The 14656-nt window shown below is 41.9% G+C and carries 17 protein-coding genes; 13 read left to right on the forward strand and 4 right to left on the reverse strand.

Annotated elements, in window-relative coordinates:
• Nucleotides 1-63: 63 nt before the first annotated feature.
• The 3 genes from VA249_RS00865 to VA249_RS00875 are packed head-to-tail and all read left to right on the forward strand — an operon-like array spanning nucleotide 64 to nucleotide 2968.
• Nucleotides 64-1629, forward strand: coding sequence for a DUF6056 family protein (locus tag VA249_RS00865; RefSeq protein ID WP_221069764.1), 1566 nt, complete (start codon nucleotides 64-66; stop codon nucleotides 1627-1629).
• Nucleotides 1630-1640: 11 nt separating this feature from the next.
• Nucleotides 1641-1988: a GtrA family protein gene (locus tag VA249_RS00870; protein WP_221068502.1), complete on the forward strand. Its 348-nt coding sequence runs from the start codon at nucleotides 1641-1643 to the stop codon at nucleotides 1986-1988.
• Entirely contained in the window at nucleotides 1985-2968 is a 984-nt protein-coding gene (locus VA249_RS00875; protein WP_420864269.1) for a glycosyltransferase family 2 protein, read from the forward strand. The genes VA249_RS00870 and VA249_RS00875 overlap by 4 nt, the downstream gene beginning before the upstream one ends.
• Before the next feature lie 122 nt (nucleotides 2969-3090).
• Here the strand turns inward: VA249_RS00875 and VA249_RS00880 are convergent, their stop codons facing one another.
• Complete coding sequence (locus tag VA249_RS00880) at nucleotides 3091-3957, reverse strand: YicC/YloC family endoribonuclease (RefSeq protein WP_128811966.1); 867 nt, start codon at nucleotides 3955-3957, stop codon at nucleotides 3091-3093.
• A gap of 174 nt (nucleotides 3958-4131) precedes the next feature.
• Between VA249_RS00880 and rph the strand changes: the two genes are divergently transcribed.
• Both rph and pyrE read left to right on the forward strand, forming a co-directional pair.
• Entirely contained in the window at nucleotides 4132-4848 is a 717-nt protein-coding gene (gene rph, locus VA249_RS00885; RefSeq protein ID WP_128811964.1) for a ribonuclease PH, read from the forward strand.
• Nucleotides 4849-5004: 156 nt separating this feature from the next.
• Nucleotides 5005-5646, forward strand: a complete 642-nt coding sequence (gene pyrE / locus VA249_RS00890) for an orotate phosphoribosyltransferase (protein ID WP_128811962.1) — start codon at nucleotides 5005-5007, stop codon at nucleotides 5644-5646.
• Between the two features lie 469 nt (nucleotides 5647-6115).
• On the opposite strand, the gene VA249_RS00895 is transcribed toward pyrE, so the two are convergent.
• The 3 genes from VA249_RS00895 to coaBC form a co-directional block, all read right to left on the reverse strand.
• Nucleotides 6116-7066, reverse strand: coding sequence for a Kdo(2)-lipid IV(A) acyltransferase (locus VA249_RS00895; protein WP_221068503.1), 951 nt, complete (start codon nucleotides 7064-7066; stop codon nucleotides 6116-6118).
• A 5-nt stretch (nucleotides 7067-7071) separates the two neighbouring features.
• Entirely contained in the window at nucleotides 7072-7662 is a 591-nt protein-coding gene (gene slmA, locus VA249_RS00900; protein ID WP_043046348.1) for a nucleoid occlusion factor SlmA, read from the reverse strand.
• Nucleotides 7663-7821: 159 nt separating this feature from the next.
• Nucleotides 7822-9039, reverse strand: a complete 1218-nt coding sequence (gene coaBC, locus VA249_RS00905; protein ID WP_221068504.1) for a bifunctional phosphopantothenoylcysteine decarboxylase/phosphopantothenate--cysteine ligase CoaBC — start codon at nucleotides 9037-9039, stop codon at nucleotides 7822-7824.
• 311 nt (nucleotides 9040-9350) lie between these two features.
• On the opposite strand from coaBC, the gene radC reads away from it, so the two are divergent.
• The 8 genes from radC to VA249_RS00945 all read left to right on the forward strand — a co-directional run bounded on the left by radC (nucleotide 9351) and on the right by VA249_RS00945 (nucleotide 14616).
• On the forward strand, nucleotides 9351-10025 hold the full coding sequence (gene radC / locus VA249_RS00910) for a RadC family protein (protein WP_211916520.1): 675 nt from the start codon (nucleotides 9351-9353) through the stop codon (nucleotides 10023-10025).
• Between the two features lie 302 nt (nucleotides 10026-10327).
• Entirely contained in the window at nucleotides 10328-10564 is a 237-nt protein-coding gene (gene rpmB, locus VA249_RS00915; RefSeq protein WP_005467944.1) for a 50S ribosomal protein L28, read from the forward strand.
• Between the two features lie 13 nt (nucleotides 10565-10577).
• Entirely contained in the window at nucleotides 10578-10748 is a 171-nt protein-coding gene (gene rpmG, locus VA249_RS00920) for a 50S ribosomal protein L33 (protein ID WP_004410866.1), read from the forward strand.
• A 262-nt stretch (nucleotides 10749-11010) separates the two neighbouring features.
• The gene (locus VA249_RS00925; protein WP_221068505.1) at nucleotides 11011-11487 is read left to right on the forward strand and encodes a hypothetical protein; all 477 of its coding nucleotides are present in this window, start codon (nucleotides 11011-11013) and stop codon (nucleotides 11485-11487) included.
• A 124-nt stretch (nucleotides 11488-11611) separates the two neighbouring features.
• Nucleotides 11612-12421, forward strand: coding sequence for a bifunctional DNA-formamidopyrimidine glycosylase/DNA-(apurinic or apyrimidinic site) lyase (mutM, locus tag VA249_RS00930; RefSeq protein WP_221068506.1), 810 nt, complete (start codon nucleotides 11612-11614; stop codon nucleotides 12419-12421).
• 22 nt (nucleotides 12422-12443) lie between these two features.
• The gene (locus VA249_RS00935; protein ID WP_099079210.1) at nucleotides 12444-13196 is read left to right on the forward strand and encodes a glycosyltransferase family 25 protein; all 753 of its coding nucleotides are present in this window, start codon (nucleotides 12444-12446) and stop codon (nucleotides 13194-13196) included.
• Between the two features lie 9 nt (nucleotides 13197-13205).
• On the forward strand, nucleotides 13206-13688 hold the full coding sequence (coaD, locus tag VA249_RS00940; RefSeq protein WP_221068507.1) for a pantetheine-phosphate adenylyltransferase: 483 nt from the start codon (nucleotides 13206-13208) through the stop codon (nucleotides 13686-13688).
• Nucleotides 13675-14616, forward strand: coding sequence for a glycosyl transferase family 90 (locus VA249_RS00945; protein ID WP_221068508.1), 942 nt, complete (start codon nucleotides 13675-13677; stop codon nucleotides 14614-14616). The genes coaD and VA249_RS00945 overlap by 14 nt, the downstream gene beginning before the upstream one ends.
• Nucleotides 14617-14656: the final 40 nt, after the last annotated feature.

The following is a 14656-nucleotide window of genomic DNA, read 5'->3' on the forward strand; positions in this document are numbered from 1 at the left end:
CTAGTAAACAGGATTGATTTCACGTACTATCTTCCAGACCTCAGAAATGAACTTTACGTGAATATGACTAACTTAATTCGAAACCAGTACTTTGTCACAACGGCATTTATTACCATCTTTATGTTGTTCCTTAATCTTGTGTTTCCTTTAATTTCAGATGACTTTTGCCATTTATTGTCTCCAGGAAATTTCGATGCTGTAATTCATTCTTATATGACATGGAATGCTCGAGTTGGAGAACTATTATCTATCTTTTTTACGGGCTTAAATGGAACCTCTTTTGCTATAGTTAACACGCTTATTTTTGCTGTAATCTTGAGTACTATTTTCCCTCTTTTGTTTGCTCGTCAAGGTACAACGAAAGATGATAGTTTGTTTATTCTTTCATTTTTTACGTTGTTGTCATTGTTCACGACTTTTGGTGCTGTTTTTTTATGGCGTGCAGGTGCTATGAACTATGCTTGGTCATTGGCCTTTTGTTTGCTTCATTTTGTCGTTTATAGATACTATTATGCAGGTATTACTGGTTGGTATGAACGCTCTAACCTATTAGTTGTAGTTATATTTTGTATCTTGAGTTTTATGGCTGGTATGAGTAGCTTTGATTTAGGTGCACTAGGTTGCCTTATTCATCTATCAATACTTACTTATCGAAAAATAACTCATCAACCTAGCAAGTTGCGCTTTATTATTCCGGTTTTCTTTTATATGCTGGGTTTCTTTGTGCTTTATACTGCACCTGGTACATCTGTTAGATCGCAAGGGTTTGATGAATATGTTTCTCTTGGGCAATTAATTACATGGTTGTACACATTAGAGCTTAATACATTAGCATCACATTATTTAGATGCTCTCGGTAAATCGATGAATAGAACTAACTATTTTATCGCACTTGCATCTATCGCTTGTACATACATTGTTTTTAAATATCAATCTGAACATCGCTTTATGCCGATTAGTTTTCTCCAATGGGTATTGGGGTATTTGGGGACTTTAAGTTTATTAACAGTATTATTGTTCTCGAATGAATTGCCACCATCTGGTGAAGCTTTGGGGGCGACCATTCTATTTTCTAACTTTATTGTTTCTGTTATTGCACTAGCATTTATTATAAAGTCAAATAGTAATGTTGAAAATAAATCTATCGTTAGTATGCTTATATTCCTTCACTGTATTCTTATTGTTGATGTATCGGCTTACAGCGTAGGGGTTATTCCAACACGGCGAGCATATTTTACTGCTTGTGTATTATGCGCACTTATCTTATCTACTTTTGTTAATCTATTATGGAGTTCTAAAGTTAAGAAAATCGTATTTATACCTTTGTTCGTGTGGGTTTTATTTTTAACTTCTATTCAAACAATTGGTTTGCGAGTGACTAATAATGCCTTAGTGATGGAGCCATTATCGGCCTTGTCGAATGAAGATGATCTAATAATAGACAATGATTACAAGATGCTAAAATCAAAGAATTTTTATGATTGGGGAATGCTGTCATCAGAAGAGAGTAACTTTGCGAACAATTGTTTCTCCCAATATTATGGAATAAATAGCACTATTCAGTATAGTCCCACACAGTATGTTTCGATTATAGAATATATCGAATACCTTATGACACTAAAAAAATAGAAATATAAATAATGTTCACACGTTATACTTTAGTCGGTATTTTTAATACTGCTGTACACTTTATTACCTTTTTTTTTCTTATTAGTTTTGGTTATTCCCAGGGCGCTAGTAATCTTATTGCATTTAGCTTGGCTGTATCGTGTTCCTATATTATAAATACAAAAATTACGTTTAAAGCAAAATATAAGCTAATGGATTACGCTATTTATGTAATATTTATGGGCTTACTAAGTTATTTGATTGGTTATCTTGGTGACTACTTGATGTTACCATCAGTGCTTTCATTAATTACTTTCTCTTCAATGAGTTTGGTTATTGGTTATAGATTCTCTAAATTTCTTTTTAAAAAGGAAAAATGATGCTTATTTCTCTTGTTGTTCCCGTTTTTAATGAACAAGAAACTGTTGAAACATTTTATCATGCAGCTAGAAATGATTGTTTCCTAAAAACTAAAAATGTTGAAATTGTCTTTGTTAATGACGGTAGTTCAGATAAAACTGCGCCATTGATAGGAAAACTAGTTGAGCAAGATTCTAATGTTCGTCTAATTAATTTTTCTCGTAATTTTGGCAAAGAGCCAGCATTATTTTGTGGTTTAGAGCACAGTCGTGGTGATATTGTGATTCCAATGGATGTCGATCTCCAAGACCCTATTGAGCTAATTGAAACTATGTTTCATGAATGGGAAAGTGGCGCGAAGATTGTTTTGGCAAAGAGGGCTGATAGAAGTCGAGACCATTGGATGAAACGAGTAACAGCAAACTACTTCTATAAAGTGCACAATGCTTTATCTCATTCAAAGATAGAAGAAAATGTTGGTGACTTTCGTCTAATGGATAGACGAATTGTCGATATCATTATCAGCTTGCAAGAAAGAAACCTATTTATGAAAGGTCTTCTTTCGTGGCCCGGGTTTGAACCGGTGATTGTAGAATATAAGAGGCCTGAACGATGTGCAGGGACAACAAAATTCAATACATTGAAGCTGTTAAACTTAGCAGTAGAGGGAATTACTAATTTTAGTACGTCACCACTAAAATTGGCTAGTTATGTCGGTTTCGGAATTTCTTTCTTATCAATTATTTATGGAATATCTATTATTTTGCAAAAATTGCTATTTAGTATTGATGTTCCAGGGTACGCATCTCTTATGACAGTGATGGTTTTTCTTGGAGGTGTTCAATTAATAACTATAGGCATTCTTGGAGAATATGTAGGACGTATATATACTGAAGTGAAAGCAAGACCTCAATACGTTATTGATTCTATTAAAGAGTCTGAACTTCGTGGTAGTTTTGTGAATACTACCCCTGATACAGATTCAAACCCCATTGGTTAGTAATCTTGCATTAAAAGGCGAACATTTAGTCTAAACCGTGCTCAATCTAATTTGACCACGGTTGAGATTAAATAAAGTTACCATCTATAAAAAATTGATGATTGTAAGAGCTCTCACAAACCTTATTCTATATTCTGAATTTGCTCTCTCATTTGCTCGATCAGAACTTTCAGCTCAACACCAGACGCGGTGATATCGGTGCTGATCGATTTTGATGCTAGCGTGTTCGATTCACGGTTGAATTCTTGCATCATGAAATCCAAACGACGACCCACAGAGCCACCTTTTTTCAGGATATTCGTGGTTTCTTTCACATGAGAATCAAGACGATCGAGCTCTTCTGCTACGTCTGATTTTTGTGCCAACAGAATCAGCTCTTGCTCTACACGTGAAGGGTCGAGTTCTACTTTTGCATCTTCAAACTTAGAGAATAGACGCTCACGTTGCCACTCTAGGATTTCAGGCATACGAGCACGAACTTTCACAACCTCTGACGTAATCGCTTCCAAGCGTTGTTCGATCAGCGCTTTCATATTATCGCCTTCGCGTCCACGAGCTTCGATGAATTCGTCAATCGCTTCGTCAAATGCACTAAGCAGTTGTTTGTTAATTTCATCCATGTTTTGTTCAGGTGTTTCCATCACTCCAGGCCATTGCATCACTTGGAATGGGTTGATGCGGCTAAGTTCACCTGTCATGTGCATCACTTGCTCTGCAGCTTTAATCACCTGTTGAGCTAATGCTTCATTGATGCTGAGTTCCGCTTTTGCTGCAGGGTTTGCTTCAAAACGCAAGCTGCATTCTACTTTACCGCGAGCAAGACGCTTACGGAAACGCTCACGCAATACTGGCTCAAGTGCACGAAACTGTTCTGGCATGCGGAAGTAAGTTTCTAGATAACGCTGGTTTACACTGCGGATTTCCCATACTGCAGAGCCCCAATCGCTTTTTACTTCTTTGCGTGCATACGCGGTCATACTGTAAATCATTGAATTTTCCTGTCTTAAATTTTGCTGAAAATTACTCCGCAATAGTAGCACAGCAAGAGGTGAGTCGCTTTGAGAATCTGCGGCCTGCTCGACCAGATAGCTTTATTTAAACGATTCCGTTATAATCTGCGCCCAACCAAATCGTCTTCTCCTCATTAATTAAGGTAGATGCCCATGCGTCCAAACGATCGCAAGGCGGACCAAGTTCGCCCAATCAAAATTACTCGTAACTACACGGCTTACGCTGAGGGTTCAGTGTTAGTTGAGTTCGGTAACACCAAAGTGTTGTGTAATGCGACCGTAGAAGAATCTGTGCCTCGTTGGTTAAAAGGCCAAGGTAAAGGCTGGATCACGGCGGAATATGGCATGCTACCTCGTGCGACCCACTCACGTACTCGCCGTGAAGCCGCGAACGGTAAACAAGGTGGCCGTACGATGGAAATCCAACGTCTTATCGCACGTAGCTTACGAGCTGTTGTCGATTTGAAAGCGATGGGTGAGTTTATGATCACGGTTGACTGTGATGTTATCCAAGCTGATGGCGGTACTCGTACTGCTTCTATTAGTGGTGCAAGCGTGGCGATGGCCGACGCGTTCCAACACCTGATTGATAGTGGCAAACTAAAAGCAAACCCAATGAAAGGTCACGTAGCGGCCGTTTCTGTCGGTCTGCTTGGTGAGGATGTTCTGTGTGACCTTGAGTACGTGGAAGATTCAGCAGCCGATACCGACATGAACGTGGTGATGACGGAAGAAGGCAAGATGATTGAAATTCAGGGCACTGCAGAGGGTGAACCGTTCAGTCATGAGCAGCTGATGGCATTGTTAGCGTCGGCGAAAATCGGCATTACGGAAATTGTCGCAGCTCAGAAAGCGGCGTTAGAAAATTAATTATTTTAAGTAGCTTCCCCAGAAAGGAAGCTATTTTTTTGCCTATTGCTAGAACCTAGAACCTAGAACCTAGAACCTAGAACCTAGAACCTAGAACCTAGAACCTAGAACCTAGGGTAAGAATTATATTTACACAGTGAAAATTGAGAGAGAATAATGAAAGCATACCAGCGTGAATTTATTGAGTTTGCACTTGAGAAACAAGTTCTTAAGTTTGGTGAGTTTACTTTGAAATCAGGCCGTAAGAGCCCATACTTCTTTAACGCTGGTCTTTTCAATACGGGTCGTGATCTGGCGCGTTTAGGCCGTTTTTACGCGGCAGCGCTTGCTGACTCAGGCATCGAATTTGATGTACTGTTTGGCCCGGCTTACAAAGGCATTCCAATCGCGACTACTACAGCAGTAGCGCTAGCGGATCACCACGACATCGACACGCCTTACTGCTTCAACCGTAAAGAAGCTAAAGACCACGGCGAAGGTGGCAACCTTGTGGGGTCAGCGCTTGAAGGTCGAATCATGCTAGTGGACGACGTCATCACTGCGGGTACGGCTATTCGTGAATCAATGGAGATCATTCAAGCGAACGGTGCAGACTTAGCGGGCGTTTTAGTGGCCATTGATCGCCAAGAAAAAGGCAAAGGTGAGCTGTCTGCGATTCAAGAAGTAGAGCGTGACTTTGGTTGTGCAATCATCTCAATCGTTAGCCTGACAGACCTTGTGACTTTCCTTGAAGAGAAAGGTACAGACAAAGAGCACCTAGAAGCAGTAAAAGCGTACCGCGCAGAATACGGCATTTAAGGGAAAAGGTAGGCCTTTGGAAAGAAAGGTTCTAGGGGGCAAAGAAAGTTCCTAGGTAAAAAGCAGGTCCTAGGATCCTAGGTTTTAGGGCCTAATGTTTTGGATTACGGATTACGGATTACGGATTACGGATTACGGATTACGCTGTTTTTGAGTGATAAGGAAAATACTTGTCATTCTGAACAGTGAGTAACGAACGTGATTCAGAATCTACTGCCCGAGTTTGACTTCTCTAAGGCAATATACCGTAACTAAATAGTCCACTAACAGTAGATTCCGGATGCTCGCTTGAGCTCGTCCGGAATGACGCGATTAGGTTTCGTTAATGTGGTTCTGTAAGCGAAGCGTCCCGTATTCAGTATGCCTGCCACTTTCTCAAGAACCAATGAGATACATAAACTTCTAGCGTACGCCATCTAGGACTCTAGGATCCTAGGACCTAAAATTTAAAACCTAGGATCTACGCTACTCACTTATACCGAATCCCTTTTGGTGCATTCTTATCTGCCATGGTCTTGTAGCGTTTGTGTAGCCACATCCATTGTTCTGGAGCACGCAAAATCACTTCTTCCACAAAGGTGTTCATGTAGGCCGCTGCCGCGACTTCGTCTTTTTTCGGATAGTCAGCTTCGATGCATTTATCAGCGATGATTTCGTATTTGCCATCTTTATTGCGGAAGCCAGAGCCCGGAATGATAGCGCACTTAGACGTGTAAGCCAGAATGCTAGTACCAGTGGTCGTACATGCATCCTCGATTGCGAAGAAAGGCACAAATACGGATTTGTTACGTCCGTAGTCGTGATCTGGTAAGTAGAACAAACGCTCGCCACTACGAAGAACGCGGATCATCTGTTTGACGTCTTTTCGATCGATGAGTTTATTGCCGTTATGCGTGCGCCCCCAATACTGAATGAAGTTGTACGCAGGATTATTGTGTGGTCGAAACGCTCCGTAACCTGCGACGCCAAGTACCGCAAACGCACGTGCCGTGATTTCTAAGTTCAGAGCATGCACACAACACAGCAGCACGCCTTTACCCTCAGCCGCTTTCTCTCGCAGTGCGGCAAGATCTTTTTCGACGATCAGGTTTTTAAAGCGCCAGGTTGGCCAAAACCAAGTAATGCCGGTTTCAATCAATGCCATTCCGGTATTTTTGAAATTTTCTTCAACGATGTGTTGGATCTCTTCCTGAGTTTTCTCAGGGAAAGCTAATTCAAGGTTGCGTGTGGCAATATGAACCCGCTTTTTGCCGTAACGCATACCAAAGTGACCGATGGTTCGGCCTAAGGGCAGCAATAAGCGGTATGGAAGAATGTTGACCACAATGGCTAGTAAGCCAAACCCGAGCCAAACACCCCAATTGCGTGGGTGGAGAAGGGAAAGAGAAAACTCGGGTTGCGTGTATTTTTCTTTACTCATAGTCTCTACTTGATTTGTGCGCTAAGGAGAGCCCAGTACTCATCAAAGTTAGCGGTAGGTTGGTATTTAAAGTCGCTGCGAACGAAGCGGTTTAAACTACCTTCAACTTGTCCAAGGATCTGAGCGGCTAGAATACGCTCCTCAACCGGAAAAGATTTGCCCTCACGGATCTTACGTTCACGTAGGATCTGACGCAGTTGAGTTTCAATACGTTCGAACAATTGGTTAATTCGTTCACGTAGGCGTTCATTTTCAAACATTAAAGCATGGCCAGAAAGAATGCGTGTCAGGCCTGGGTTACGTTCTGAGAATGCAAGGATCAAGTGCATTACCATACGAATTCGCTCTAATGTGTCTTTCTCATCGTCTAAAATGCGGTTGATTCGAGTCATCAAAGCTTCTTCAATAAACTCAATCAAGCCTTCAAACATGCGAGCTTTACTTGGAAAGTGGCGATATAACGCGGCTTCTGAGACGCCGACTTGTTTTGCCAGTTTTGCCGTAGTAATGCGTGAAGCGCCCTCTGTAGATTCAAGCATCTGTGCGAGTGCTTGCAAGATCTCTTCACGACGATTGGATTTTTTACTGCCGGCCATTAGTTGTTTCCTTTGAAAATAAAAAGTTGAGCGCAGGGGATTATAAGACGCTCTTTGGCATCAAACTAGACTCGTGAGGGGGTAATGGGAGGTTTAACACCCTCACTTGTCATGTTTATACCAAAATTGTGCCAGTTTTTAGTTAGACCGAGTGCGACCTTATGCCTCTGGCGGTAATGACATTAGTTCGTGCATTTTTTCCAAAATGGAGATGCTTAATGCTTCTTTAGATGCTAACGGCAATGCTAACTCGCCCTGTGGCCAGAATAGAGTAATGGCGTTATCACTGCAGTTAAAGCCTTGCCCTTCAACGGAAACATCGTTAGCACAAATCATATCCAGATTCTTTCTCACTAATTTACCGCGAGCATAGGTTTCAACGTCGTTTGTTTCAGCGGCAAAGCCAACCGTAAATAGACGTTGCTTGGTCATCGCGGCAACGGTCGCCACAATATCAGGGTTTTTGACCATTTTGATGGTCATGTGATCGTTGCTTGCGGTCTTTTTCAATTTTTGAGACGCAATTTCTTCCGGACGATAATCTGCAACCGCGGCACAACTAATGAATGCATCGTGACTAGCGGCGTGAGCAATAACGGCATCGTGCATTTCTTGAGCGCTATCAACGTTGATGCGCTTCACGCCTGCTGGTGCGTTCAGGTTCACGGGACCACTAATTAAGGTCACGTTTGCGCCCATTTGTGCCGCTGCATTAGCTAATGCGTAACCCATTTTGCCTGAGCTATGATTGGTGATGTAGCGAACGGGGTCGATAGCTTCACGCGTTGGGCCTGCGGTGATCAAAATTGATTGACCGCTCAATACCTTTGGTTGGAAGAACTGCTCACACAAGTTGACCAATTGCATCGGCTCCAGCATTCGACCAGGACCGATATCGCCGCAGGCTTGTTCGCCAGCAGCTGGTCCCCAAATGTGCATACCACGGCGCGCGAGTGTCGCAATGTTTTCTTGCGTGGCAACATTGCGGTACATCTGTTGATTCATTGCTGGAGAAACCGCCACTGGTGAATCGGTAGCAAGCACAAGCGTAGTCAATAAATCATTACCCATTCCCGCCGACATGCGCGCAATGAGATCCGCGGTGGCTGGCGCAAGTAGTACAAGGTCAGCCCATTTTGCCAGCTCAATATGACCCATCGAAGCTTCTGCGGCTGGGTCTAGTAAGCTATCCGACACTGGACGGCCTGACACTGCCTGCATGGTCAAAGGTGTAATGAACTCTTTTGCCGCTTTGGTCATGACGACTTGAACTTGGGCGCCTCTTTCTATTAGGCGACGGGTTAGCTCTGCACATTTATAGGCAGCAATACCGCCACTGATGCCGAGTAGAATTTTCTTTCCTGCTAGTGTTTGCATGTGAGATCTCCAATTTTTCTGGCGAGAATTTTAGCATAAGTTGCGTGCCCATCGCTCAGGCAAATCAGTCAAGAGGTTTACCTAAATCAAACTAATAGAGATAAATGATTACCTCTACATTGAGTAAGCATGAGTACCCATCGAAAAAAGAAAGACGTTATATGAGGGGATTGCTTACTCGAAAATGGTGGTAGTTGATGAACCGCTTGATTACATAAAAATAAAAACTTGAACGAAGAAAGAGGATGGCACACTCGACTTTTTAATGATCTCAGGTGGAATGGAGCTTTGTTTATTTGCCTGAGGTTCTAATGACTCTGAAATCTTTTCCAGTAGATTCCATGCCGAGAGAAAAATTACTTGCTCGTGGCCCCCAAGCGTTATCTGACGCGGAGTTATTAGCGATTTTTTTGCGTACAGGAACGCATGGAATGAATGTCATCGAACTTGCTGACTTTTTGATTCAAGATTTTGGCACGTTAAGGCAATTATTTTCGGCGACAGAAAAAGAATTTTGCCAACATAAAGGATTAGGGCAAGCTAAATATGTTCAATTACAAGCCGTATTGGAAATGACTCAACGTTATTTAGCAGAGACATTAAAGCGAGGTGATGCGTTAACCAACCCCGTTCAAACGAAGTTATATCTGTCTTCTATATTGCGTGACCGCCATAGAGAAGCATTTTATGTTCTATTTTTGGATAACCAGCATCGAGTCATAAACGATGAAATTTTATTCGAGGGGACGTTGGATGCAGCCTCTGTGTATCCAAGAGAAGTGGTCAAGCGGGCTTTGCACCATAATGCTGCGGCGCTCATCCTCGCCCACAATCATCCCTCTGGAGTCGCAGAGCCTAGTCAAGCCGATAGGCGAATCACACGTCGGTTAATTGATGCATTGGCGCTGGTGGATATTCGCATTTTGGACCATTTCGTCATCGGAGATGGGGAGAGCGTCTCTTTTGCTGAGAGAGGATGGATATAGTTGTGCATTTTTTAGGTTGTTAGTTGCTAAAAATCTGCTATCATCCTCGCCACTAAATTTTTAACTGAATTCAGCTTGAACTGCTAGAAAAAATCTGCTGTTTAAAAAAAGATCACGAAAACCTGTAAAAAGGATCTGTTCGGGTCTTGAGCAATGCATATCAAGTTAGTATAATGCGCGACCTTTGATAGCCTTGTATGGATTTTCCATAGCGGTTCTTAACCTCAAACTTCTTTCATGAAATAGAGAGGTTCGGCCACCAAGGTTGATATCGAGCTGAAACGATTTTGGAGAAGACATTCATGTCACGAGTATGCCAAGTAACTGGTAAGCGTCCAGTAACGGGTAACAACCGTTCACACGCACGAAATGCTACTAAGCGTCGTTTTCTGCCGAACCTACAAACTCATCGTTTCTGGGTAGAGAGCGAAAAACGTTTTGTTAAACTACGCCTTACTGCAAAAGGTATGCGCATCATCGACAAGAAAGGTATTGATACTGTTCTTGCTGATATCCGTGCACGTGGCGAAAACGTTTAAGAGGAAATAGGCAATGGCAAAGAAAGGCGTTCGTGAGAAAATCCGTCTAGTATCTTCAGCAGGTACAGGCCACTTCTACACAACTGATAAGAACAAGCGTAACATGCCAGGCAAATTTGAGATCAAGAAATTTGATCCAGTTGTACGCCAGCACGTTATGTACAAAGAAGCTAAAATCAAGTAATTGATTTTGTCTCTTTGACAAATTGAAAAACCCAGCTTTCGAGCTGGGTTTTTTATTATCTGAAATTCCTTAACTTATTCTCTCGTATCTCTCGTATCTCTCGTATCCCTCTTTGCTTTTTGCAAATGACTTATTTGTGCAGCACTTTGGGTGCATTTCTGGTTTGCATACATTCACTTTGCATATCGACGTTGCAGATGTCCTAGTCAAAATTGACACTCTTTGGTAGTTTGTCTCTAACTACAAGAGATTAGGAGTGGCTATGCGCGTAAGTCCGGCTCGCCGTCGTCGTTGGAATAATATTCTCATATTAAGCATTATTGCCTTTATGGTGATCCTAAATGCGCCAACATGGATCAAAACCTATCTTATTGATGAACCAATGGATCCTTATCCAAGTTTGCTTAGAACGGATCATGTTGTTAAAGCGATTTATTTTTCTGGGTGGGATTTAGAAAAGCAAAATGGAGATTGGCAATCAAACCTTAAAGCAACCATTCCAGCACAAGCGATCATCGAGCGCTGGCAAGCGTTGAAAGGGACCGAGCTTTCGCAAGATCAATATGAACAGCTAAAACCTCGTCTTTCCGCTCCAGAAAGTATAGAAATCTGGTACCAAGATTTGGAAGAGCCTCAGCGAATTACATTCTATCGCCTTGATGATTTTTGGGTATTCAGCAACTGGCAAGGGAAGTGGATTGCCATTTCCGTTGATGATAACTACCTCATGCCTAAATAAGCTAGAGTGGCTTATGGCTTATGGCTTATGGCTTATGGCTTATGGCTTATGGCTTAAACTATTTTGGTTTCCCCATTTTTTCATTAAGTGAAATGCTTACCTCAATGCAGTTAAGGAGATGCTCATGCCAGAATTACCAGAAGTAGAAGTCAGTAGAATGGGGATCAGCCCACATTTAATTGGTCAAACGATCAAGGCTTTCGTGTTTCGAACTCCGAAGCTGCGCTGGGATATTCCTCAAGAGCTGAAACAACTTGAGGGGCAGGTCGTCCGGAATATTTCTCGTCGGGCAAAGTATTTATTGATTGAAACGGACAAAGGAACGGCGATTGTTCATTTGGGTATGTCAGGGTCATTGCGAATTTTAGACGCAGAGTTTCCGGCGGCTAAGCACGATCATGTGGATCTCAAACTGACCAATGGCAAAGTGCTACGTTACAACGATCCGCGCCGCTTTGGGGCATGGCTTTGGTGCGCGCCAAACGAGTCACATGAGGTTCTGGAACATATGGGACCAGAGCCTTTGACCGAAGAGTTCAACGCGGACTATGTAGTGGAGAAAGCCAAAGGTAAGCGTGTCGCGATTAAGCAGTTCATTATGGACAATAAAGTTGTCGTCGGAGTCGGGAACATTTACGCCAATGAGTCTCTGTTCAAATCACGCATTCACCCGACGCGGCCAGCAGGTAAGTTATCAATAAAAGAGTGGCAGTTGCTTGTAGAGAATATTAAAGCAACGCTAGAGATCGCGATTCAGCAAGGTGGAACCACACTTAAAGATTTTTCTCAAGCGGATGGAAAGCCGGGGTACTTTGCTCAAGAACTTCAAGTTTATGGTAAAGCAGGCGAACCTTGTCCAGAGTGTGGTACGATTATTGAAACCCTAAAAATTGGGCAAAGAAATACTTTTCTTTGTCCTTTGTGTCAGCATTAACCTTCTTTGAGATATAGCTCTAATGACCAGTTTTCTAGATCACGTATTTGTTATTCATGTTAGTGAAGGCTACGAAGAACGTAGACAACATATTGATAAGCACCTTCCTGAGAGAGGGATTGTTCACTTCGAATATATGCTGCGTGGCGATATCAAAGATCTCACGCCAGAAGTGAAAACGAAGTATTTCAAAGGAAATGACAACTTACCTGAGCTTTCTTGCGCGTATAAACATATATTGGTTTATGAGGAAATCGTTAAAAGGAATATAGAGGTAGCTCTTGTCCTAGAGGACGATGCTTTTCTGGCAAGTGATGCTGTAGATAAGTTAAAACTCGTCGAATGTGAAATGCGTGATGAAGTGAACTTTATTGTCAATATCGAGCATAGTAACCGTTCTGTTCCTTTGAAAATCAAAGAAAAAGGAAAATTATGCTATTTAGCATCCCATACTAAACGAACGGGTGGCTATATCATACACCTTGATGTTGCTAGAAAGTTTGTTCAATTCTTTGAGGAAAATAGAACGGGTATGCCTAGCGATGTATTCCAAACCCAGATGCGAGATGTATTAGAATATAATACATTTTGGATGGATCCTCCTGTCGTTTATCAAGGAAGTAAGAATGGCACTTTTGATAGCGACCTAAGCTCTAGAAAGCAAAGTGCTTTTACCTCGATCACCTCTTTTTTTAGAGACTCTTACCAACGCTATGTCGTGACTAATCTGAGCAAAAAGCGCTTAGCCAGCTTTGAAAATGTAAAAAAACACTGAGTAAAACGAATGAAAGTGATATATCCAGGAACCTTTGACCCAGTGACTAACGGGCACCTAAATTTGATTGAACGCACTCATGAAATGTTTGATGAAGTGGTTATCGGCGTCGCAGCGAGTCCATCAAAAAATACGATGTTCACATTGGAAGAGCGAGTGGCACTGATGGAAGAGGTGGTTGCTCATCTTCCCGGCGTAACCGTAAAAGGTTTTTCTGGATTATTAGTTGATTTTGCGAGAGCGGAAAAAGCCAATGTCTTGATTCGAGGGTTGAGAACGACCGTTGATTTTGAATATGAGTTTGGTCTAACCAATATGTATCGGAAGTTACTGCCAGGCCTTGAAAGCGTATTTTTAACACCGGAAGAAGAGTTTGCATTTCTTTCTTCAACGATTGTTCGTGAAGTGGCAATTCATGGGGGGGATATTAAGCAATTTGTCCCGGATGCAGTGGCCAACGCTATTGAGATAAAAGTGAATGAAAGACAGTAAATTCCCGTATTATTTCTCTAATGCTTCATCTCTTCTAATTCCTCGTTTTATCTATAGAGCACAAGCTAAGCGGTTGCTGTCGACACTGACGGAATCTGAAAGAGCGAACTGTCTAGATCGAGTGAATTACTACAATAAATGTACCGCTCCGTTTCAGGTGGACAGTAACGAACAAAGCTACGCGACAATCAGCGGGTTTAAAAAGACAAAAGGGTGGACTTACTTTTTTGATATACGCCAAGTGATGCGTTACTTTCCCTCTCGCTTCGCTTTTAACTATATTAATGGTGATGTTACCCACATACCCAATGTGCCAAGTTTTATTAAGAGTCGACCAATAGCGGGACAAAACCAAAACTCCGTTGTTTTAAAGCTTAATCAGATCCGTCATTTTAAATTTATTGATGATCCCGTTCGTTATCAAGACAAGAAAGACATGGTGGTATGGCGTGGCGTTGGTTTTCAACCGCACCGCACTAAAGTGATTCATGCTTTTTACGATCATCCGCAATGCAACATTGGTCAGACTCGTCCTGTTGAGGGACAGCCTTGGGAAAAAGGCTTTATGAGTATTGAGGAGCAACTTCAGTACAAATTTTTACTGTGTATTGAAGGTAATGATGTTGCAACTAACTTGAAGTGGGCAATGTCTTCAAACTCGCTGGTTATCATGTCCAAACCAAAATATGAAACATGGTTTATGGAGGGGAAACTTCAAGCGGGCGTTCATTATGTGGAAGTGAATGATGACTATTCAGATTTGCCTGAAAAGATGAACTATTATCTAGAGAACGAAGCAGAGGCATTAGCCATTATTAGAAATGCACACCAATGGGTTGAGCAATTTAAAAATGATAAGCGTGAACGCTTAATCTCTCTCATGGTGGCGGATAAGTACTTTACTTTATCTAATCAGTGCGAAAAGTAATCAGATGAATTGATTCTTGTAAAACAATGAGCTATACCCA

This window comes from Vibrio alfacsensis, assembly GCF_019670485.1.
In the GTDB taxonomy this organism is placed as follows: domain Bacteria; phylum Pseudomonadota; class Gammaproteobacteria; order Enterobacterales; family Vibrionaceae; genus Vibrio; species Vibrio alfacsensis.

Excerpts from the sequence above, each read along its gene's own strand:
- VA249_RS00865 (WP_221069764.1), top strand. The coding sequence starts at position 64 with ATGACTAACTTAATTCGAAACCAGTACTTTGTCACAACGGCATTTATT.
- VA249_RS00870 (WP_221068502.1), top strand. The coding sequence starts at position 1,641 with ATGTTCACACGTTATACTTTAGTCGGTATTTTTAATACTGCTGTACAC.
- VA249_RS00875 (WP_420864269.1), top strand. The coding sequence starts at position 1,985 with ATGATGCTTATTTCTCTTGTTGTTCCCGTTTTTAATGAACAAGAAACT.
- VA249_RS00880 (WP_128811966.1), bottom strand. The coding sequence starts at position 3,957 with ATGATTTACAGTATGACCGCGTATGCACGCAAAGAAGTAAAAAGCGAT.
- rph (WP_128811964.1), top strand. The coding sequence starts at position 4,132 with ATGCGTCCAAACGATCGCAAGGCGGACCAAGTTCGCCCAATCAAAATT.
- pyrE (WP_128811962.1), top strand. The coding sequence starts at position 5,005 with ATGAAAGCATACCAGCGTGAATTTATTGAGTTTGCACTTGAGAAACAA.
- VA249_RS00895 (WP_221068503.1), bottom strand. The coding sequence starts at position 7,066 with ATGAGTAAAGAAAAATACACGCAACCCGAGTTTTCTCTTTCCCTTCTC.
- slmA (WP_043046348.1), bottom strand. The coding sequence starts at position 7,662 with ATGGCCGGCAGTAAAAAATCCAATCGTCGTGAAGAGATCTTGCAAGCA.
- coaBC (WP_221068504.1), bottom strand. The coding sequence starts at position 9,039 with ATGCAAACACTAGCAGGAAAGAAAATTCTACTCGGCATCAGTGGCGGT.
- radC (WP_211916520.1), top strand. The coding sequence starts at position 9,351 with ATGACTCTGAAATCTTTTCCAGTAGATTCCATGCCGAGAGAAAAATTA.
- rpmB (WP_005467944.1), top strand. The coding sequence starts at position 10,328 with ATGTCACGAGTATGCCAAGTAACTGGTAAGCGTCCAGTAACGGGTAAC.
- rpmG (WP_004410866.1), top strand. The coding sequence starts at position 10,578 with ATGGCAAAGAAAGGCGTTCGTGAGAAAATCCGTCTAGTATCTTCAGCA.
- VA249_RS00925 (WP_221068505.1), top strand. The coding sequence starts at position 11,011 with ATGCGCGTAAGTCCGGCTCGCCGTCGTCGTTGGAATAATATTCTCATA.
- mutM (WP_221068506.1), top strand. The coding sequence starts at position 11,612 with ATGCCAGAATTACCAGAAGTAGAAGTCAGTAGAATGGGGATCAGCCCA.
- VA249_RS00935 (WP_099079210.1), top strand. The coding sequence starts at position 12,444 with ATGACCAGTTTTCTAGATCACGTATTTGTTATTCATGTTAGTGAAGGC.
- coaD (WP_221068507.1), top strand. The coding sequence starts at position 13,206 with ATGAAAGTGATATATCCAGGAACCTTTGACCCAGTGACTAACGGGCAC.
- VA249_RS00945 (WP_221068508.1), top strand. The coding sequence starts at position 13,675 with ATGAAAGACAGTAAATTCCCGTATTATTTCTCTAATGCTTCATCTCTT.